Here is a 21,116-nt window from a genome sequence, read left to right as displayed (position 1 = left end):
GCAGAGTGAGACGGATGCTAAGTGCATATCGGTTGTTCGCTGCAAATGGGCAAAGTCTACTCAGGATCTCGCTGCGCGGGTCTCGCCAGCCAGCCCACGTCTTTGGACGTATTCAGGAGGCCCGAGTACAACCCCGCTATGGACTGGGGCAAGGCCTTACCCCACCGCCACCCAATGCCCCCCGCCCACATCGTGAAACTTCTGCAGCGGCGCTTCAAACCCCTTGCCCTTGATCGGACTGGGTTGCTCGAACTCTTGCAGCAACGCCTTGAAATCACGCTTCTGGTCGACATCAGGCATCGGCACCGCGCTGAGCAGGCGTTTGGTGTAGGGATGCTGGGGGTTGTGCAGCACGTGATCACGGCGGCCGATCTCGACTATCTGGCCGCCATACATCACCGCGACACGATGGCAGATGCGCTCGACCACGGCCATGTCGTGGGAAATGAACAGGTAGCTGAGTCGATGCTGTTTGCGCAGGTGTTCCAACAACTCAAGCACTTGGGCCTGCACTGATACGTCGAGGGCGGAGACGGATTCATCGGCGATGATGACTTTGGGGTTGAGCGCCAATGCGCGGGCAATGCAGATACGCTGGCGTTGCCCGCCCGAGAACTGGTGCGGGTAGCGGTACATGGCGTCAGCCGGCATATCGACCTGGCGTAACAGTTCGGCGACACGCTCCTGTCGTTGCGCCAGTGGCAATTGGTCATGGATCAGCAGCGGCTCGCCTACCAGCTCCAGGATGTTTTTGCGTGGGTTCAGGGCCGCGTAGGGGTCCTGGAAGACCATTTGGATATCGCGGCGCACGGCCTGCAGTTCGGCGCCGTGCAAGCCGTTCAACTCTTTGCCGAACAACTGCACGCTGCCTTGATAGGCCAGCATATTCATCAGGGCCTTACCGGTGGTGGATTTACCACAGCCACTCTCCCCCACCAGCCCCAGGGTTTCGCCTTGGCGCAGTTCAAAGTTGAGCCCTTCTACCGCGTGCACCTGTTTGTCTTCTTCGAACCAGCCCATGCGCACAGGAAAGCGCACGGACAAGTCGCGCACCTGCAAGACCACCGGTTGCTGGCTGACGTCGCCCGGCTGGCCCGCCGTGCCCAGCACGGGCACCGCCGCGAGCAATTTACGGGTGTAGTCGGCCTGAGGCTGGGTGAATAGCTGGCGCACGGGCGCTTGTTCTTCGGTGCGACCATGGTTCATCACCACCACCTGGTCGGCCATTTCAGCGACCACCCCCATGTCGTGCGTGATCATCAGCAAGCTGGTGCCGTAGACCTGTTGCAGTTCGCGCATCAGTTCCAGGATCTGCGCCTGGATGGTCACGTCCAGCGCGGTGGTCGGCTCATCGGCGATCAGCACTTTGGGCCGACAGAGCATGGCCATCGCGATCATCACACGCTGGCGCATGCCACCGGAAAGCTCATGGGGATACTGCTGCAGGCGTTTTTCCACCTGCGGCATGCGCACCGATTCAAGCATCTCCCGGGCGCGCTGGCGCAGCGCCTGACGCCCCAGGGGTTCGTGCCGGCGTAGCGTCTCCTGCAATTGCTGGCCGACAGTCATCAGCGGGTTGAGCGACGTCATCGGCTCCTGGAAGATCATGCCGATCTGTTTGCCGCGCAGTCGTTGCAACTCGCGCTCGGGCGCGCCGATCAAGTCGCGCCCTTCAAAGCTGATCGCGCCTTCGGCCACCCGGACCGCCTTGGGCAACAGCCCCATGATCGCCAGCGACGACAGCGATTTACCACTGCCGGACTCCCCGGCGATACACAGTGTCTGGCCGGCGAACAGGTCGAAGCTCAGGTGATCGACCACGCGCCGGGAGCTGGCCCCCATGCCGACATCGATGGACAACTGCTGCACCGACAAAATCGGCTGGGAGGTCCCGTTACTCATCAAAGCTCCTCACGCGTGAAGCGACAAACGCCAAGTCGTTGGCGATGAACAGCCATCAGGCAAATACGATTTTCGGGAAGTAGAACGACACGACCCAGTTGGGCAGGTCGACGATCTCGCTGATACGCAAATCGCCACATACCGAACACAACATGTACGCCTGCTCCGCGGGCATGTGGTGCTCACGGCACAGCCAGTCGATGGTGTTGCTGACGGCCTGACGTGCGGCTTGCATCAAGTCCGGGCCAATGCCGGTGAAGGCTTCGTAGCCCGCACCGTCCAGGTGACGGGTCACGGGGCCTGGGGTGCTGAAGCGCGGCGTTGCCAGGGGGGTATTCTTGATCAGGTCCAGCTTCACCACCACATCCATTGCGCTCTCGATCGCGGTGCCGCACACCTCACCATCGCCTTGCGCCGCGTGGGTATCGCCAATCGACAACAAGGCGCCGCTGACCTCCACCGGCAGGTACAGCGTGGTACCGGCCGACAGGTCGCGGATGTCCAGGTTGCCGCCGACCCGGCGCGGTGGCACCACCGAGTGCAAGCCCGCCAACGCCGGCGCAAGGCCGATGGTGCCGGCAAAGGGCTTGAGCGGCACTTTGGCGAAATCACTGAAGGCCGCCGGGCTCAGGGCCAGTTTGTCGTAGTGCCACAGCACCAGGGCGGGGTCCGTGAACTGGTCCGCAAGCAGGCCAAACCCCGGGATGTTGGCTGTCCAGCCGAAGCCGCTCGGCTTGAAGCTGTCGAGGGTGATTTTCAGCACGTCGCCAGGCTCGGCACCCTCGACAAAAATCGGCCCGGTGACAGGGTTGATCGTATCGAACGGCACCTTGCCGACATCGTCTACCGTCGATTGCGGCGTGAAGAAGCCGTTGGACGAATCGCGGCAGCAGAACTCCAGCATGGCACCTGGCGCCACCCGGGCGGTCGGTTCGATGCTGTTGTCCCAGCCGAAATGGCTGTTGACGCTGTGAATGGTCTTAACCAGGCAGTTCTGGCACATAGGGAGAAAACTCCGCGTAAAGACCACGCCCGGAAGGCGTGGTGGCAGGCCGGCTGCGCTTTATTTCAGGTAGATGTAGTTGTAGTTGACCGGGATGTGCACCGGATCGACATACAGTGCGTCGCTGCCGCCCATGCGCGAGGAGCGCACGGTGAAGCGTTGTTCGTTGAAGATCGGGACCCACGGCGCATCGGCCATCACATCGATGAAGATCTTCTTCCACAGCGCCGTCCGCTCGGCCTGTTGCTCCGGCTTGGCCATGCTGTCGGCCTTGGCGGCCAGCGCGTCCAGGTTCTTGTTGCAATACAGCGCCCAGTTCCAGCCACCGTCCACCGCACTGTCACAGCCCAGGATCGGCCCGTAGAAGTTCGAGGGGTCCGGGAAGTCGGCAATCCAGGCCATGCCGCCGGACCACACCATCGGCGCCTGATCCTTGGAACCGCCTGCCGCAATCACGTTGGCCTGCGCCAGGGACTTGATCTTCACACGCACCCCGACCTTCGCCAGGTCCTGCTGGATAGCCTGGGCGATACGCGGCTGCGGGTCGGTGTTCATCACGTACATCTCGGTGTCGAAACCCTTGTCGAAACCGGCTTCGGCCAAGAGCTTCTTCGCGCCTTCGACATCGTAGGCGTAGCCTTTGTAGTCCTTGTCGTAGCCCGGCATCGCGGGCGGCAGCGGCTGGTTGGCCGGGACCGCACGGCCGTTGATGATGCGCACGATGCGATCCTTGCTGATCGCCATGTTCACCGCCTGGCGCACCTTGAGGTTGTCGAAGGGCGGCAGTGTGGTTTTCAGGGTCAGGTAGCCGGTTTGCAATTGATCACCGGTGACCACCAGGCTCTTGAACTTGGGGTCGTTCTTGAACTCGAGGAACTTGGCCGGCGGCACACCGTCGCCCGCGATGTCGACCTCGCCCTTTTGCAAACGCAACAACGCGACCATCGGATCCTGGCCGACCTCAAAGGCGATCGTGTCGAGGTGCGGCAGGCCCGCCTTGAAATAGTCCGGGTTCTTCTTGAACAGAATCTGCTGCCCCAGCTTCCACTCCGCCAGGCTGTAGGCACCGGTGCCCACCGGGTGTTTGCCGAAGTCGGCGCCCCACTTCTCGACCTCCTCCTTGGGTACGACAAAGGAGAAGTTGATCGCCATCACCTGCAGGAACGTCGCATTTGCCGACTTGAGCGTGATCTTGACGGTGTAATCGTCGACGACCTCAATGCCCGCCAACTGTTCGGCCTTGCTGGCCGCCATGTCTTCATAGCCGACGATCGAACTGAAGAAACCCGCACCCGGGCTCTGGGTTTTCGGGTTGACGGTACGCTCCAGGGAGTACTTCACGTCGCTGGCCTTGAGTTCGCGACCATTGTGGAACTTCACGCCTTTCTTCAAGGTGAAGGTATAGACGGTGCCATCCTCGGAGATGCTGTAGTCCGAAGCCAGGTTCTTGGTCAGTTCCGTGGTACCTGGCTTGTAGTCCATCAGACCGTCGAACAGGCTTTTGATCATCGACCAGTTCTGCCAGTCATAACCGATGGCCGGGTCGAGGGTGGCCACGTCGTTTTGATAGGTAATCACCGCGGCGCCACCGTCTTTGGCGTTTGGATCAAAGTCATCGGCCAACAGATTGCCGGCAAACAACGCAGCCGCGATGGCCAAGGATAATGCTTTGCGATTCATGCTTCAGCCCCTTACCTATGGTGATGTTCCTAGTGTTTTTTGATGTCGATACGCGGGTCGACCCAAGGGATCACCAGGTCGGCGACCAGGTTGCCCAAAACGATTGCCACCGCTGAAACCGTGGTCACCCCGACAATCACCGGGATGTCGACCTGCTGGATCGCCTGCCATGTCAACTGACCAATTCCCGGCCAGCCGAAGACTGACTCGACCACCACCAGCCCGCCCATGAAGATCCCGATGTCGATGCCGATCATCGGAATCACCGGCACGATGGCGTTGGGCAGTACATGCCGCAGCACCACGCGTACGCGGCTCAAGCCCTTGGCCCGGGCGGTGCGGATGAAGTCTTGGTGCAGCACCTCGATCATTGAGGAGCGCACCATGCGCGAGTACCAGCCGCTACCGAGAATGCCCAGGGTCAGGGCCGGCAACAGCAGGTGTTCGAAGCCGCCATAACCGCCCATGGGGAACCAGTCCAACTGCACGGCGAAGAAGTACAGGAACAGCATCGCCGCGATGAACTGCGGGGCCGATACGCCGATGAACGAAAGGGCCATCAAGGCTTTGTCGGCCCAACTGTCGCGGCGCAATGCGGCGATCACGCCCAGGCTGATACCAATCAGCAACTCGAAACCGATGCCCGCGGCCATCAACTCCAGGGACGGACGCAAGCGCGCGCCGATCAACTCCGTCACCGGGCTGCGCTGGATGTAGGAGCGCCCGAGGTCGCCCTGCACCAGGTTGCCCAGGTAATTGGCGTACTGCTGATAGAACGGCAGGTCGAGCCCTAGCTGCATGCGGATCCCGGCCACCACTTCGGGCGTGGCGCTACGCCCGGCAATCTGGCGTGCCGGGTCAGCAGGCAGCATGAACAGCAGCAGGTACGTGATGAAGGTCACGCCAAGCAGGATCAACAGCGAGTAGCCGATGCGACGACTGATAAAGGCCAACATTCAGCTTCTCCCTTGCAGGGTAGGATCGAGTTCGTCGCGCAGGGCATCGCCCACCAGGTTGAATGCCAGCGACAGCAGGACAATCGCAATGCCGGGGAAAAACACCAGCCACGGCGCCGAGGTGAAATAGGTCTGGCTCTCGAAAATGATGTTGCCCCAGCTCGGCGTTGGCGGTTGGACTCCCACGCCCAGGTACGACAAGGTGGCCTCCAGCAGCACTGTGGTGGAGATGCCCAGGGTGGCCCAGACGAGGATGGTCGGTAGCAGATGAGGCAGCAGGTGAGAGAACAGAATGCGCAGCGAACTGGCTCCCAGGGTTCGCTCTACGGCCACGAAGTCACGGGCGCTCAGGGCGATGGTTTCGGAGTAGATCACCCGGGCGATCTGTACCCAGTTGACCATGGCGATCACCAACGCAACGATCCACACGCTGGGCTGGAAAATCGCCGACAGCGCAATCGCCAGCAGCAAGGCCGGGAACGCCATCATCAAGTCAGTGAAGCGCATCAGCGTGCTGCCGACCCAGCCACGCAGGAAGCCCGCGCTCAGCCCCACCAGCGTGCCGATCAGCACCGCCAGGCCATTGGCGAGCAAGCCGATGAACAACGACGTCCGTGCGCCATAGATAAGCCGCGACAGCAGATCACGGCCGAGTAGATCGGTGCCCAGCAGGTATGGCGTATCGGGGGGCAGCGGCGCGCCTTCCAACGACAGGCCTTCGACAAATTGCTCGGACGGATCGTATGGGCTCATCCACGGCGCAAACAACGCCAGTAACACGACAATCACGATGTACAACAGCGACAACGCCACCGCCGGACGGCGAACCAAGGCACGCAACACCTTCATAGCTGGCCCCTGCTCGGTTGCAGGCGATCTGCCGCCATCTCAGCACACAAGTCATCCAGGCTACGGTTCAAGTGCATGGACAGGCTGCGCAGGCGCTCATAGGCCTCGCGCTCATCGATCTGCTGCTCGACCATCAACCGCGCCAACGCCTGGGCCAGCAGCGGCCGTGCCAGGAGTCGCTGTTGCAGCGCTTCAATGGTGCGGCTGTCGCTATCAAGTCGTTCACGCAGACCGATCGCCATCATCAACGTGGTGTAGACCGAACCTTGGGTGATCGGCTTGTTCAGCAACGCGGTCGCCCCCAACTCAATGGCGCGCTGGATGTGCGACAGGGTTTCGTGGGAGGTCAGCGCCACAATGGGCACGCCGGCAGCGCTCAGGCGTTGCAGGGTGGTGGGGCTGGCAAAGGGTTCCAACTCGACGATGGCAGCAAAACAACCATCGAGCGAATCATCCGCGTCCTCAAACAACTCCTGCGCGGTAATGCCCAGCCGCTGCAAGCTCTTGTGCAGGTTAGCCAGGCTACGCGGCTCGCAGTCGATCAACAGCAACCGGCCCGCTTCAAAGTCTGGGCGTTTGAACAGGCTCATTTGACGATCCTCAGGCGGGGTGCGGGTGCAACTGCGCGCAGACGTTGAAATTCACTCAGGTCGGTGGCGGTCAGGTAAGGGTCGGCCGGCAGTGGCCGTGCCTCACTGTGCAGGACGACGAAGCGGCCCGCGCGCAGCTCAGCAATATGGCAAGGCTGGCTGCTGTGGTTGTTGCGCTCGGCGATGGCCAGGGTGCCGAACACGCTGTCCTGCGGGTGGTCGTACACGTAGCGGCAAATACCCTCGGGGTCATCGCTGCCACACTGGTCCAGCGCCCGGGCAAACAGGTGCAGGGCTACGTACATCCCGGTGTAGAAGTGCGAAATCGGGTGCACCCCATGCAGCATGTGCTGCTGCTGACTGAACGCAGGGGCGACTTCTTCAAAGAACGGACCGCATGACAGCACACGCAGGCTGCGCAGGTCGCCGACGTCACTCAATTCGGCCTCGGTCAGGTTGCAGCTCAACACCGGCAGGCTCCAGCCGACGGAGTTGCACGCGGCATCCAACTGCCGCAAAAAGGCGTAGGAGGATTTCCCGATCAAGTTGTTGAGAATGAACGCCGGCCGTTCTACCAGCAACGTCTGGATCAACTCACTGAAAGGCGTTGCGTCCAGATGGATGTAGCGCTCCAGCAACACTTGGACGCCGGCCACTTCGAGCACTTCACGGGCGACCCGATTACTTTCCCAACCCCAGCTGTAGTTCGACCCCAGCAGCACGGCGCGCTTGCCAAACGTCTGCAGGGCGTAGCGCAACAAGGGGATCAACGTCTGGTTCGGGCAACCGCCGAGATACAGCACATGTTCGCTGCTCTCGAACCCCTCATACGGGCAGGCGTACCACAACAGACCGGCGTTCTGCTCCAGGTCCGGAATGATCTCCTTACGACTGGCGGAGGTAGTGGTGCCGAAGATGTGCCGTACTCCGGACTGCATCAACTCAACGGCCCCTTCGCTGTACCGGTGCAGAACGCCTCGTGGATCGCGGTGGGTGGCCTGCAGGATAAAGTCATAGCCAGGGTTGCCATTGATTTGCGCGAGCGCGTGGGTTGCCCCGGCCAACGCATTGCGCCCAACACTTTTGTAGGTGCCCTCGGTGGAGAGCAAAAGCCCAACCTCAATGGTACGACGCATCTATTTTCCCCAAAAAAAAACCTGATCGACCAGCGGACTGGTCAATCAGGCTTCATTACCTGGCGCTCAAGGCGTGCGATGTCTGTCGGCAAGACTTAGTGGCATGGCCAGGCTTGCTCGTGGGTATCGCTATGAAATAAGCGTGCCATCTTTACAGTGGCGCGGGAGCTGGGGCTTTTCAGAATATACAGAGGGCGCGTCGGCACTGAGTTGGAACACAGTGGCGGTTCTGAGCTTCACTAGAGTGCACAGCAGATGGGGCAGACTTGTACTGACTTCAGGCGAGACTCTTGCGTACAGATGTAACGTTAATTCCCAAGCTGTTGCCGGCGCCTTTGCCCGAGTGCGGCAATACGAGACAAGTTGGTGGTATCGAATCTTGCTGCTGGAAACTTGCCGCAGTGCCTTTTCGACCGCCCAAAACAAAACCCCAACTGCTTTCGCAATTGGGGTTTCGGAATTTAATCTTGACGATGACCTACTCTCACATGGGGAAACCCCACACTACCATCGGCGATGCATCGTTTCACTACTGAGTTCGGGATGGGATCAGGTGGTTCCAATGCTCTATGGTCGTCAAGAAATTCGGGTACTGAGTCGTGGCCAGTTGGCCTCGCTTCAGCAAATTGGGTATGTAATAGAAGTGGTGTTTTGTGAGATTCGAACTTTCGGTTCGTTTCGTCTTCACACACCGCAATCTGGCCTTTCGACGCAAATTGCTTGGGTGTTATATGGTCAAGCCTCACGGGCAATTAGTATTGGTTAGCTCAACGCCTCACAGCGCTTACACACCCAACCTATCAACGTCGTAGTCTTCGACGGCCCTTCAGGGAACTCAAGGTTCCAGTGAGATCTCATCTTGAGGCTAGTTTCCCGCTTAGATGCTTTCAGCGGTTATCTATTCCGAACATAGCTACCCGGCAATGCCACTGGCGTGACAACCGGAACACCAGAGGTTCGTCCACTCCGGTCCTCTCGTACTAGGAGCAGCCCCTCTCAAATCTCAAACGTCCACGGCAGATAGGGACCGAACTGTCTCACGACGTTCTAAACCCAGCTCGCGTACCACTTTAAATGGCGAACAGCCATACCCTTGGGACCGGCTTCAGCCCCAGGATGTGATGAGCCGACATCGAGGTGCCAAACACCGCCGTCGATATGAACTCTTGGGCGGTATCAGCCTGTTATCCCCGGAGTACCTTTTATCCGTTGAGCGATGGCCCTTCCATACAGAACCACCGGATCACTAAGACCTACTTTCGTACCTGCTCGACGTGTCTGTCTCGCAGTCAAGCGCGCTTTTGCCTTTATACTCTACGACCGATTTCCGACCGGTCTGAGCGCACCTTCGTACTCCTCCGTTACTCTTTAGGAGGAGACCGCCCCAGTCAAACTACCCACCATACACTGTCCTCGATCCGGATAACGGACCTGAGTTAGAACCTCAAAGTTGCCAGGGTGGTATTTCAAGGTTGGCTCCACGCAGACTGGCGTCCACGCTTCAAAGCCTCCCACCTATCCTACACAAGCAAATTCAAAGTCCAGTGCAAAGCTATAGTAAAGGTTCACGGGGTCTTTCCGTCTAGCCGCGGATACACTGCATCTTCACAGCGATTTCAATTTCACTGAGTCTCGGGTGGAGACAGCGCCGCCATCGTTACGCCATTCGTGCAGGTCGGAACTTACCCGACAAGGAATTTCGCTACCTTAGGACCGTTATAGTTACGGCCGCCGTTTACCGGGGCTTCGATCAAGAGCTTCGCGTTAGCTAACCCCATCAATTAACCTTCCGGCACCGGGCAGGCGTCACACCCTATACGTCCACTTTCGTGTTTGCAGAGTGCTGTGTTTTTAATAAACAGTCGCAGCGGCCTGGTATCTTCGACCGGCATGAGCTTACGGAGCAAGTCCTTCACCCTCACCGGCGCACCTTCTCCCGAAGTTACGGTGCCATTTTGCCTAGTTCCTTCACCCGAGTTCTCTCAAGCGCCTTGGTATTCTCTACCCAACCACCTGTGTCGGTTTGGGGTACGGTTCCTGGTTACCTGAAGCTTAGAAGCTTTTCTTGGAAGCATGGCATCAACCACTTCGTCACCCAAAGGGTAACTCGTCATCAGCTCTCGGCCTTAGAATCCCGGATTTACCTAAGATTCCAGCCTACCACCTTAAACTTGGACAACCAACGCCAAGCTGGCCTAGCCTTCTCCGTCCCTCCATCGCAATAACCAGAAGTACAGGAATATTAACCTGTTTTCCATCGACTACGCTTTTCAGCCTCGCCTTAGGGACCGACTAACCCTGCGTCGATTAACGTTGCGCAGGAAACCTTGGTCTTTCGGCGTGGGTGTTTTTCACACCCATTGTCGTTACTCATGTCAGCATTCGCACTTCTGATACCTCCAGCAAGCTTCTCAACTCACCTTCACAGGCTTACAGAACGCTCCTCTACCGCATCACCCGAGGGTGATACCCGTAGCTTCGGTGTATGGTTTGAGCCCCGTTACATCTTCCGCGCAGGCCGACTCGACTAGTGAGCTATTACGCTTTCTTTAAAGGGTGGCTGCTTCTAAGCCAACCTCCTAGCTGTCTAAGCCTTCCCACATCGTTTCCCACTTAACCATAACTTTGGGACCTTAGCTGACGGTCTGGGTTGTTTCCCTTTTCACGACGGACGTTAGCACCCGCCGTGTGTCTCCCATGCTCGGCACTTGTAGGTATTCGGAGTTTGCATCGGTTTGGTAAGTCGGGATGACCCCCTAGCCGAAACAGTGCTCTACCCCCTACAGTGATACATGAGGCGCTACCTAAATAGCTTTCGAGGAGAACCAGCTATCTCCGAGCTTGATTAGCCTTTCACTCCGATCCACAGGTCATCCGCTAACTTTTCAACGGTAGTCGGTTCGGTCCTCCAGTTAGTGTTACCCAACCTTCAACCTGCCCATGGATAGATCGCCCGGTTTCGGGTCTATTCCCAGCGACTAGACGCCCTATTAAGACTCGCTTTCGCTACGCCTCCCCTATTCGGTTAAGCTCGCCACTGAAAATAAGTCGCTGACCCATTATACAAAAGGTACGCAGTCACCCAACAAAGTGGGCTCCCACTGCTTGTACGCATACGGTTTCAGGATCTATTTCACTCCCCTCTCCGGGGTTCTTTTCGCCTTTCCCTCACGGTACTAGTTCACTATCGGTCAGTCAGTAGTATTTAGCCTTGGAGGATGGTCCCCCCATATTCAGACAAAGTTTCTCGTGCTCCGTCCTACTCGATTTCATGACTAAGAGATTTTCGCGTACAGGGCTATCACCCACTATGGCCGCACTTTCCAGAGCGTTCCGCTAATCTCAAAGCCACTTAAGGGCTAGTCCCCGTTCGCTCGCCACTACTAAGGGAATCTCGGTTGATTTCTTTTCCTCAGGGTACTTAGATGTTTCAGTTCCCCTGGTTCGCCTCTTACGCCTATGTATTCAGCGTAAGATAACCATCTTATGATGGCTGGGTTCCCCCATTCAGACATCTCCGGATCAAAGTCTGTTTGCCGACTCCCCGAAGCTTTTCGCAGGCTACCACGTCTTTCATCGCCTCTGACTGCCAAGGCATCCACCGTATGCGCTTCTTCACTTGACCATATAACCCCAAGCAATCTGGTTATACTGTGAAGACGACATTCGCCGAAAATTCGAATTTCTCAACTAAGAGAACTCACAAATTTTACCTTAGCCTGATCCGTTACCAGTGAAAGTAACGTTCAGTCTATCTTTCTATCACATACCCAAATTTTTAAAGAACGATCTAATCAAAGACTAGAAATCAATATTCACACCGGAATATTCATTTCTAAACTCTAACAGCAGAAGCAGTTAATGGTGGAGCCAAGCGGGATCGAACCGCTGACCTCCTGCGTGCAAGGCAGGCGCTCTCCCAGCTGAGCTATGGCCCCATAACAAAATTGGTGGGTCTGGGCAGATTCGAACTGCCGACCTCACCCTTATCAGGGGTGCGCTCTAACCAACTGAGCTACAGACCCAATTTCGAGCGCAACTGATTAGCTAAGAGCTATCAGCTTGGAGCTTAAAGCTGCTTCTATCGTCTTCTTCAATGAATCAAGCAATTCGTGTGGGAACTTATGGAGCAGCTGATGTCGTCGATTAAGGAGGTGATCCAGCCGCAGGTTCCCCTACGGCTACCTTGTTACGACTTCACCCCAGTCATGAATCACACCGTGGTAACCGTCCTCCCGAAGGTTAGACTAGCTACTTCTGGTGCAACCCACTCCCATGGTGTGACGGGCGGTGTGTACAAGGCCCGGGAACGTATTCACCGCGACATTCTGATTCGCGATTACTAGCGATTCCGACTTCACGCAGTCGAGTTGCAGACTGCGATCCGGACTACGATCGGTTTTGTGGGATTAGCTCCACCTCGCGGCTTGGCAACCCTCTGTACCGACCATTGTAGCACGTGTGTAGCCCAGGCCGTAAGGGCCATGATGACTTGACGTCATCCCCACCTTCCTCCGGTTTGTCACCGGCAGTCTCCTTAGAGTGCCCACCATAACGTGCTGGTAACTAAGGACAAGGGTTGCGCTCGTTACGGGACTTAACCCAACATCTCACGACACGAGCTGACGACAGCCATGCAGCACCTGTCTCAATGTTCCCGAAGGCACCAATCTATCTCTAGAAAGTTCATTGGATGTCAAGGCCTGGTAAGGTTCTTCGCGTTGCTTCGAATTAAACCACATGCTCCACCGCTTGTGCGGGCCCCCGTCAATTCATTTGAGTTTTAACCTTGCGGCCGTACTCCCCAGGCGGTCAACTTAATGCGTTAGCTGCGCCACTAAGAGCTCAAGGCTCCCAACGGCTAGTTGACATCGTTTACGGCGTGGACTACCAGGGTATCTAATCCTGTTTGCTCCCCACGCTTTCGCACCTCAGTGTCAGTATCAGTCCAGGTGGTCGCCTTCGCCACTGGTGTTCCTTCCTATATCTACGCATTTCACCGCTACACAGGAAATTCCACCACCCTCTACCATACTCTAGTCAGTCAGTTTTGAATGCAGTTCCCAGGTTGAGCCCGGGGATTTCACATCCAACTTAACTAACCACCTACGCGCGCTTTACGCCCAGTAATTCCGATTAACGCTTGCACCCTCTGTATTACCGCGGCTGCTGGCACAGAGTTAGCCGGTGCTTATTCTGTCGGTAACGTCAAAACAGCAAAGTATTAATTTACTGCCCTTCCTCCCAACTTAAAGTGCTTTACAATCCGAAGACCTTCTTCACACACGCGGCATGGCTGGATCAGGCTTTCGCCCATTGTCCAATATTCCCCACTGCTGCCTCCCGTAGGAGTCTGGACCGTGTCTCAGTTCCAGTGTGACTGATCATCCTCTCAGACCAGTTACGGATCGTCGCCTTGGTGAGCCATTACCCCACCAACTAGCTAATCCGACCTAGGCTCATCTGATAGCGCAAGGCCCGAAGGTCCCCTGCTTTCTCCCGTAGGACGTATGCGGTATTAGCGTCCGTTTCCGAACGTTATCCCCCACTACCAGGCAGATTCCTAGGCATTACTCACCCGTCCGCCGCTCTCAAGAGAAGCAAGCTTCTCTCTACCGCTCGACTTGCATGTGTTAGGCCTGCCGCCAGCGTTCAATCTGAGCCATGATCAAACTCTTCAGTTCAAACATCTTTGGGTTTTTAAGAAACCCTAAACTTGGCTCAGCAATCGTTGGTTACATCTTTGATTTCTCGCGGAGTAACTTGTGATGCTGATAATCTTGTTGACTATCAGTCTGACCCCACAAGCACCCACACGAATTGCTTGATTCAGTTGTTAAAGAGCGGTTGGTTAAGATCTTTCGCCTCAACCGAGGCGCGCATTCTACAGCAGCCTCATTTGCTGTCAAGTGGTTATTTTCAGAAGTTTTCGAGGATTTCCTCAACAACTTCAACCACTTGCGCTTCCGATCTCTCGTCAGCGGGAGGCGAATAATACAGGATTAAAATGCGCGGTCAACCCCCGCCTGAAAATTCTTTCCAAAGCACCCGGGCTGCCATTATGAAACATCCAAGACAGCCCAATCACTACCTCAGCAAGCGCGGCTAGGCGCGGGCGTGCCGGCATGCCTGACTCTGTGGCCTATCGAACTCCCAGGAGCCTCCACCCAGTGTCTGACTTGTCGAGCAACGCCGCCTACACACAACGCTTCAATGCAGTCCTCACCTATATAGAAGCCAATCTCGAAGGTGACCTGTCCGTGAAGGCGTTGAGCCAAGTGGCGAACTTTTCGGCGTTTCACTTCCATCGGCAATTCACCGCCTTCGTCGGCGTACCTGTTTCGCGCTATGTGCAGTTGATGCGGCTACGACGCGCGGCGCATTGCCTGGCCTCCACCGGGGGCTACTCGGTACTGGAAGCAGCCTTCGGCGCAGGTTTCGAAAGCCCCGAGGCTTTTTCCCGGGCATTTCGGCGAGCGTTCGGTATGGCACCGAGTGCGTTCAGGAAGCAGCCCAGTTGGCAGGTCTGGAGTTCGGTGTTCACCATCCCTCACTTCTCAAGGAACATCATCATGCACGTACGAATCGTAGAGTTTCACCCCGTCAGAGTGGCAGCACTCGAACACTGTGGTGCTCCCGGGCTCGTTAGCGAGAGTGTGCGCAAGTTTTCCGAGTGGCGCATGCACAGCGGACAGTCGCCCGTGCAATCAAGTCGCAGCTTTGGCATTCCTTTCGGCAACCCCGATACAACCCCGCCCGAAGCATTCCGGTTTGCACTCTGCGGTGAAATTGACGAGGCCGTGGCCGCAAATGAGTTCGGCGTAACCGAGCGCGTTATCCCAGGAGGGCGTTGCGTTGTCGTACGCCACGTGGGCTCGACGGACCACATCGGCGAGACCATCTACCCGATCTATCGCGACTGGCTACCCACCAGCGGCGAGGAACTGCGCGACCACCCCCTGTTCTTCGATTATCTGAGCGTTTATCCCGAGACCCCGCAGGATCAATGGCAGACCGACATATATGTACCCCTGCAATAACGCGCCACCCACCTACCGCCACATCCAATTTAATCTATACAAATCAAGCCATTAATGCTTTAAAGAAAGGCCTTGAAACTCAAGGTCTTTTTTTCGCCTGCAGAAAAATGACCACCCCCGCCGCACTCCATAGGAGAGGACCCAGGACCATGGAATTGACGCTCGAAGCCGTTGCTCTATTCGCCCTCAAACTGGTGCATGAGACCGAAGATGGCAGCCCGATCCTGCGCGACGATCTGGTCATGGATGGTTACGAGCGGGAGGTGTTTGGGTTGTTGGTGCGCAGTGGCGACCTGCCAACCATCCAACACAAGGTAGATGAATGCACCAAGCAGGCCCTGGCGACCTTGGGCGGAGCCAACAGGGTGTTGGGCCGCGAGCTGCAAAAGCTTATGACTGACGTCCAGCAAGCCTCGACACTAGAGGAACTCAATCCCCCACTCGAAGCACTCAAGGACTACCTCAAGGCAATCCTGTAGCACCCTCCCAGCCCCCCAAGGACCTTCCAATGATCGACTTCAACAACAAAGGCTTCTTCAAACTCAAGCAAAACAACGAGTATGCCGAACGCGTTGCTTCGCTGTTGCTCGATGACGAACAAGTAGTCGATGCCTATAAAGCCATGCGCGACGGCGTGGTGTTCACCACCAAACGCATCATCGCCGTGAACGTACAAGGCATCACCGGCAGCAAGAAAGACTTCACCTCACTGCCCTACAAAAACATCGTCGCGTACTCGGTGGAAACCTCCGGTACGTTCGACCTGGATTCGGAACTGGAGATCTACTTCTCATCGCTGGGCAAAGTGAAGTTCGAGTTCACCGGCAAGACCTCGATTGTCGAAATCTCCAGGCTGATCTCTAAACATCTGTTGGGATGATCGGCTGGCAATACTCCCAGCGGTTGCCAACTGTTTCATTGCTCTGGCTCCCAGCCCGATGGCTGACGTAGGATAAGTGCTTCAGCCCAAGGAGCGTCACGGATGAGCGCCACTCCCCCCCAATCGTTCTCTCTGGCGCTGCGCTCTTATTCCGGGCAGATCGAGCTGCACGAGCACGATTTTCATCAAATAGTCCTCCCCCAATCCGGGTCGATGGAGATTGAGGTCGACGGATGGGGTGGCAAAGTCGATGCGAGCCAGGGCGTGGTGATTGCCGCCGGCGCCCGGCATACGTTCCTGGCCAATACCCGTAACAGTTTCCTGGTACTGGACGTGTTGATGCCGCCTGCCGAACAACAGCAGCCAAGCACCGCGCAGCTCCTGGATCCGCTCCATGACAAACGCTTTTTCGCGGTCCGCCCCCAGATCCGGCATTTACTCGACTACGCAAACAACAACGGAACATGGCTGGTCAACTCACCAGAAATGGCCCAGTCATGGAGCCATTTGCTCTTGGGCTCATTGCTGCAACCCGACGCCCCGCCGAACGACCCCGGGCAACTCATTCTCGCCAGGGCGCTGGCCTACATCGAGCAGCACCTGAGTATGCCCCTGACAGTGCATGACATTGCCCGATACGCGGGCACCAGCGAGCGGCGCTTGTATGTACTGTTCGGACAACACCTGAAACGAACCCCGTTCACCCACATCGCGACCTTGCGCCTGAACCTGGCCGTCGATCTGTTGCGCCAGACCTCGCTGTCGATCATTGATATTGCGCACCGCGCCGGTTATGCCGATCAGAGTGCGTTGAGCCATGCCCTGAAGAAAGCCCGCAACCTCACCCCGGCGGCTGTGCGTAAACAAACACGCGATCATTGAAAACAGCAGGCCTGAACATTTTTTTGGCAGGCCCGATCAATACGCGCCCCTCGAAACTTTTTTATTGTCCCGGCATTAGGATCATCTAAAGACGGGGCCGCATGAGCACTTCCAACGCATCCTTCACCCTTGCCAAGGGCGCCGCAGGTGCCACCCTGATTGGGGTCATTGCAGTGTTTTTGTGGGCGTGCCTGGCACTGTTGACCACATTGACCGCAGGAATCCCGGCTTTTCAGTTGCTGGCATCGAGTTTCGCCGTCGCATTCGTGGCAAGTCTGTTGATGCTGGGTATGCGCGGCGCTGAGGGGTTCAGCAGTTGGCGCCAGCCCTGGTACGTGTGGGCAACGGGCTTCGCCGGCATCTTTGTCTATCACTCTCTGTATTTTTTCGCCCTGAAGGCCGCGCCGGCGGCTGAAGCCAGCCTTATTGCGTACCTGTGGCCGCTGCTGATCGTCCTGCTGTCGGGGTTTTCCACTGGTGAGTCGCTGCGCAAGCGCCAACTGCTGGGGGCATTGCTCGGTCTGGCAGGGACGGCCTTCATCATGCAACAGCGCGCCCAGGGTGAAAGCCTGGCGATGCCGATTGTCGGTTACGCCGCTGCCTTTGCCTGTGCCTGGGTCTGGTCGATTTACTCGGTGGTGAACCGGCGCTTCAGCAATGTCCCCAGCAGCATCATCGGCGGCATTTGCGGGTTGGTCGCAATCGCCGGATTGCTGTGCCACCTGGCCTTCGAAACCACAGTGCAGCCTGGCGCGGGCCAATGGGCGGCAATCGTCGCGCTGGGGCTCGGCCCGGTAGGCCTGGCCTTTTTCGCATGGGATCACGCAACCAAGCACGGCAACCTGGCGATGCTTGGCGCCTTGTCTTACCTGGCGCCGCTGTTCTCCACACTGCTGCTGATTGCCGTAGGGCAAAGCGACGCCAAGCCGATCCTGCTGCTCCCTGCCGCGTTAATCATCGCAGGGGCCGTCATTGCCACTTCACGCTCACGCAAAACCTCACGCTGATATCGAGCCCCCCAGGAGATAGACAAATGGATTTGATCGCTTCGCAAGATACCGTGAGGATCGAGAGCTGCGGCCCCGGTTTTTCGGTTGCGCCCACACGGCCCTTGCTCAGTCACCTGGGACAGCCATCGTTACTGAGCAGCCGCACCGGCACCCGCCGGCGTGCCAATGGCGAAGCCCCTCGCGTATTGTTGTTTGTTCCCCCTTACACGCGCCTGATCGAGCCCACGCTGGACGACAGCGCATTCGCCCGCATCGGCATTGATACATTTGAAGTCATGAAACGTGCCGGTACCCCCATCGGTCTGTTGCGCATCGCCACCGTCGCCCGGCGTGCGGGTTATGAGGTGCAGATTGTCGATGCGCCCTTTGCCGGCTGGTCCCAGGAGTCCAGCCTGGTCAAGGTCGACCAGGGCCACCTGATCCGCTACGGCCTGACCGATGCGCAGATGCGCAAGATCATCGAAACCGCGCAGCCCGATATTGTCGGCATCCAATGCAACTACACCGTGCAATGGGGCAATGCCCGTGCACTGGCTGAACTGGTAAGGAATATCGACCCCAACCTGGTCCTGGTAACCGGCGGTGCTCATTCCAGTGGCGATTGGAAAAACGCGCTGCTGGATTCGGCCTTCGACTTTGCACTGATCAACGAAGCCGACCGCGCCTTCACACTGCTGCTCGATGCCTTGACCCACGAGGGCACCGACATCAATGCCGTGCCTGGCGTGGCCTACCGCGACAGCCGTGGGCAACTGGTTCGCCCTAGCCACAAGTCCAGCTATCTGAGCATCGTCCCCAAGCGCCAGGACCTCGACGAGCGGCTTGGCCTGATGCCCTTGCCGGATTTCAGCTTCCTGGACATGAACCATTACCTGCAGCCCTACCACTCCTCCGGAGCACGGGTGCGCAAGTACGGTGCCTGGGCGCAGATATTCTCCACGATTGGCTGCAACGTGAACTGTAACTTCTGCTACATCCCGAAAATCAATGGCCCTTGGCGCGCCCTGGGCCTCGACTGGTTTGACCTGCACTTGGCCGACTTGGTCAAGCAAGGCGTGACCGAGGTGTTGATCGAGGACGATCACCTGATGCACGACCCGCTGTATGCCATGGAGGTCGGTCGGCTGCTGAAAAAACATGACTTGCCCTGGGTTGAGGAAGGCGGGTTGAGCCTCTTCAACCTGATCCTGCTGCACCTGGGTGAGCGTTTTATCGCCCAGATGGACGAAAAGGAGCGCAAGAGCCCCCAATATCGCAATGTGATCGAAGCGGTCAAAGGAGGACTGACGGCAAGGGAATTCATTCGCTCGATTGCCGAAAATGGCTGCTACAACATCTACCTTGCGGTGGAGAGCGCTAACGAGGACGCCCTGCTCAACTCCAACAAGTCCCGACTCAATGCCATTCAACAATCAACGTTCGAACTCATAGAAATTTTCACCGAACACGGGATTCAAGTCACCGGCGGGTTCATGCTGGGGTTCGTCAACCCTCCCGCGGGGCCTGGGCAAAAGCCTTTTGTAGAAAGCCTGGAGTTGATCGACCGGACCATCGATTACGCCGTCAACCTGATGGGCGCCGGCATGGCCTATGCCAACCCGTTTATCGTCACCCCGATCCCCGGGACGCCGATGTGGGAGTACCAGCGGCAATTTGTCGTGCGCCATTACGACAACGGCTGGTCCCATGAAAAAGCCACCATGGCGACCGATCAATGGAGCGCCGAAGCTATCGAAAAAGCCCGCATGGAATTGCTGGTCAGGGCCAATGGCGCTGATCGTGTCAGGGAGATGGTGCGCCGAGGCACCTGGCCCGTAGACGCTTGATGCAAGGGGTTGGAGCTTTCGGCGCCGAGGCGCAGTGAGCGCTGGAAGCATCCAACCGTCAAATCAGTTCAGTCACCGACCCCGCACTTGTCCATTCAGGCCCACTATCGGCCCAACCAATCCATCCCCCCAATCTATCGATTTGAGCTATCCCCCACCCTCCCCGACTATTGGCGCCACTTCCAACAACAAAAACCAGGAAAACGCCATGACCGCCCGATTCCACAACCCGGTAGACACTCGCTTCGGCTGGGGTTGCCTGCAAGACCTGGCCAGTATCACCGCGCAGCAGACCGTCACGCTCGTCACCTTTCCGGAAGCCCGTGCGCTGGGCTTGGTGGATAGGATCCAGGCACTGCTGGGCGAGCGTCTGGTGTATGTGGTCGAGGATGTGCAGCCCAACCCCGATGTCGCTCAACTGCGTGGCACCTATGAGCGTTTCTGGCAGCAGGCCGGAAGTTGTGATGTGGTGCTGGCCGTCGGTGGTGGCAGTGCAATTGATACGGCCAAGGCATTGATCGTCGGCACCGCGTCCGGGCAGTTCGATGAGTTGCTGGCGTTGTTGGCGACCGGCCAACCGTTTGTACCGGCCCATTGCAAGACGTTGATCGCGGCGCCGACCACCGCGGGTACCGGCAGCGAGGTGACGCCCTGGGCGACGATCTGGGATTCGGCCAGCCACAAGAAGTACTCCCTGCACCTGGACTGCACCTGGCCAAAGGTAGCGATTGTTGATCCACAGTTGATGCTCACGGTGCCAGCCGGGGTCACCGTATCTACAGGGCTCGATGCTTTATCCCACGCACTGGAGTCGATCTGGAATATCAACGCCAACCCGGTTTCCGACACTTTTGCGGTGTCCGCCATCGAGGACATCCTGGAGTGCCTGCCGCAACTGCGGCGCGACCTTGGCAACCCAGAGTTGCGCTCACGCATGGCCTTGGCGGCACTCAAGGCAGGCCTGGCGTTTTCCAATACCAAGACCGCCCTGGCCCACTCCATTTCCTACGAAATGACCCTGCACCACGGCCTGCCCCATGGCATCGCCTGCTCCTTTACCTTGCCGCTGGTGTTGGGGTTTGCGTGGGGGCATGACGCGGCGCGCGATCACACGCTGCGCCGGGTGTTCGGCAATGACCTGGATAAAGCCCAGACCCAGTTGCGCAACTTCCTGCACAGCCTGGACGTAAAAACCGAGTTCGCCGACTACGGCGTCACGCCCACCGAGGCCGACGCGATGATCCGCTTCGCCCTGCAAGGGGCACGCGGCAAGAACTTTATCGGTTCCAGGGCCGCCTGAGCCCAACGCAATTCAGTCTTTCCTCTTGCACCTGTAAAGCGTGCCACCCCGTCGCTGCGGTT

The 21,116-nt window shown here is 57.8% G+C and carries 14 protein-coding genes, 2 tRNA genes and 3 rRNA genes; 7 read left to right on the top strand and 12 right to left on the bottom strand.

Translation table 11 applies throughout. The features are described 5' to 3' along the window. Positions 1-156: 156 nt before the first annotated feature. The 12 genes from GDV60_RS05895 to GDV60_RS05840 form a co-directional block, all read right to left on the bottom strand. Entirely contained in the window at positions 157-1,902 is a 1,746-nt protein-coding gene (locus tag GDV60_RS05895) for an ABC transporter ATP-binding protein (RefSeq protein WP_104911665.1), read from the bottom strand. 55 nt (positions 1,903-1,957) lie between these two features. Then, positions 1,958-2,905, bottom strand: coding sequence for an acetamidase/formamidase family protein (locus GDV60_RS05890; RefSeq protein WP_104911664.1), 948 nt, complete (start codon positions 2,903-2,905; stop codon positions 1,958-1,960). A gap of 60 nt (positions 2,906-2,965) precedes the next feature. Further along, on the bottom strand, positions 2,966-4,585 hold the full coding sequence (locus GDV60_RS05885) for an ABC transporter substrate-binding protein (protein WP_159906583.1): 1,620 nt from the start codon (positions 4,583-4,585) through the stop codon (positions 2,966-2,968). Positions 4,586-4,614: 29 nt separating this feature from the next. Then, positions 4,615-5,541, bottom strand: coding sequence for an ABC transporter permease (locus tag GDV60_RS05880; RefSeq protein WP_032867356.1), 927 nt, complete (start codon positions 5,539-5,541; stop codon positions 4,615-4,617). Beyond that, on the bottom strand, positions 5,542-6,390 hold the full coding sequence (locus GDV60_RS05875; protein ID WP_092233774.1) for an ABC transporter permease: 849 nt from the start codon (positions 6,388-6,390) through the stop codon (positions 5,542-5,544). Continuing rightward, positions 6,387-6,980: an ANTAR domain-containing response regulator gene (locus tag GDV60_RS05870; protein ID WP_104911662.1), complete on the bottom strand. Its 594-nt coding sequence runs from the start codon at positions 6,978-6,980 to the stop codon at positions 6,387-6,389. The genes GDV60_RS05875 and GDV60_RS05870 overlap by 4 nt, the downstream gene beginning before the upstream one ends. Continuing rightward, the gene (locus tag GDV60_RS05865) at positions 6,977-8,116 is read right to left on the bottom strand and encodes a transporter substrate-binding protein (protein WP_104911661.1); all 1,140 of its coding nucleotides are present in this window, start codon (positions 8,114-8,116) and stop codon (positions 6,977-6,979) included. The genes GDV60_RS05870 and GDV60_RS05865 overlap by 4 nt, the downstream gene beginning before the upstream one ends. 465 nt (positions 8,117-8,581) lie before the next feature. Further along, a 5S ribosomal RNA gene (gene rrf / locus GDV60_RS05860) occupies positions 8,582-8,697 on the bottom strand. 150 nt (positions 8,698-8,847) lie between these two features. Next, positions 8,848-11,741 (bottom strand): 23S ribosomal RNA (locus tag GDV60_RS05855). Positions 11,742-11,978: 237 nt separating this feature from the next. After that, positions 11,979-12,054: transfer RNA gene (locus GDV60_RS05850), tRNA-Ala, on the bottom strand. Positions 12,055-12,064: 10 nt separating this feature from the next. Continuing rightward, positions 12,065-12,141, bottom strand: a tRNA-Ile gene (locus GDV60_RS05845). Positions 12,142-12,263: 122 nt separating this feature from the next. Then, a 16S ribosomal RNA gene (locus GDV60_RS05840) occupies positions 12,264-13,800 on the bottom strand. Together the 16S, 23S and 5S rRNA genes with 2 tRNA genes alongside form the textbook arrangement of a ribosomal RNA operon. A gap of 486 nt (positions 13,801-14,286) precedes the next feature. Between GDV60_RS05840 and GDV60_RS05835 the strand changes: the two genes are divergently transcribed. The 7 genes from GDV60_RS05835 to psrA all read left to right on the top strand — a co-directional run bounded on the left by GDV60_RS05835 (position 14,287) and on the right by psrA (position 21,054). Next, entirely contained in the window at positions 14,287-15,156 is an 870-nt protein-coding gene (locus tag GDV60_RS05835; RefSeq protein WP_092233766.1) for a GyrI-like domain-containing protein, read from the top strand. 149 nt (positions 15,157-15,305) lie between these two features. After that, the gene (locus tag GDV60_RS05830; protein ID WP_104911659.1) at positions 15,306-15,635 is read left to right on the top strand and encodes a hypothetical protein; all 330 of its coding nucleotides are present in this window, start codon (positions 15,306-15,308) and stop codon (positions 15,633-15,635) included. A gap of 29 nt (positions 15,636-15,664) precedes the next feature. Further along, positions 15,665-16,036, top strand: a complete 372-nt coding sequence (locus GDV60_RS05825; protein WP_029300265.1) for a PH domain-containing protein — start codon at positions 15,665-15,667, stop codon at positions 16,034-16,036. A 102-nt stretch (positions 16,037-16,138) separates the two neighbouring features. Beyond that, positions 16,139-16,918 carry a helix-turn-helix domain-containing protein gene (locus GDV60_RS05820; protein WP_159906581.1) on the top strand — a complete coding sequence of 260 codons (780 nt, stop codon included), beginning with the start codon at positions 16,139-16,141 and terminating at the stop codon, positions 16,916-16,918. A gap of 101 nt (positions 16,919-17,019) precedes the next feature. After that, positions 17,020-17,925: a DMT family transporter gene (locus GDV60_RS05815; protein ID WP_070996891.1), complete on the top strand. Its 906-nt coding sequence runs from the start codon at positions 17,020-17,022 to the stop codon at positions 17,923-17,925. 26 nt (positions 17,926-17,951) lie between these two features. Then, on the top strand, positions 17,952-19,754 hold the full coding sequence (locus GDV60_RS05810; protein WP_159906579.1) for a B12-binding domain-containing radical SAM protein: 1,803 nt from the start codon (positions 17,952-17,954) through the stop codon (positions 19,752-19,754). A 208-nt stretch (positions 19,755-19,962) separates the two neighbouring features. Beyond that, entirely contained in the window at positions 19,963-21,054 is a 1,092-nt protein-coding gene (psrA, locus tag GDV60_RS05805; protein ID WP_104911656.1) for an iron-containing alcohol dehydrogenase PsrA, read from the top strand. Positions 21,055-21,116: the final 62 nt, after the last annotated feature.

The sequence above is a fragment of the Pseudomonas sp. DTU12.1 genome, from assembly GCF_009873475.1.
Taxonomy (GTDB): domain Bacteria; phylum Pseudomonadota; class Gammaproteobacteria; order Pseudomonadales; family Pseudomonadaceae; genus Aquipseudomonas; species Aquipseudomonas proteolytica.
The sequence above is the reverse complement of the archived record's forward strand: the minus strand, read 5'-3'. Positions and strand labels throughout refer to the sequence as shown.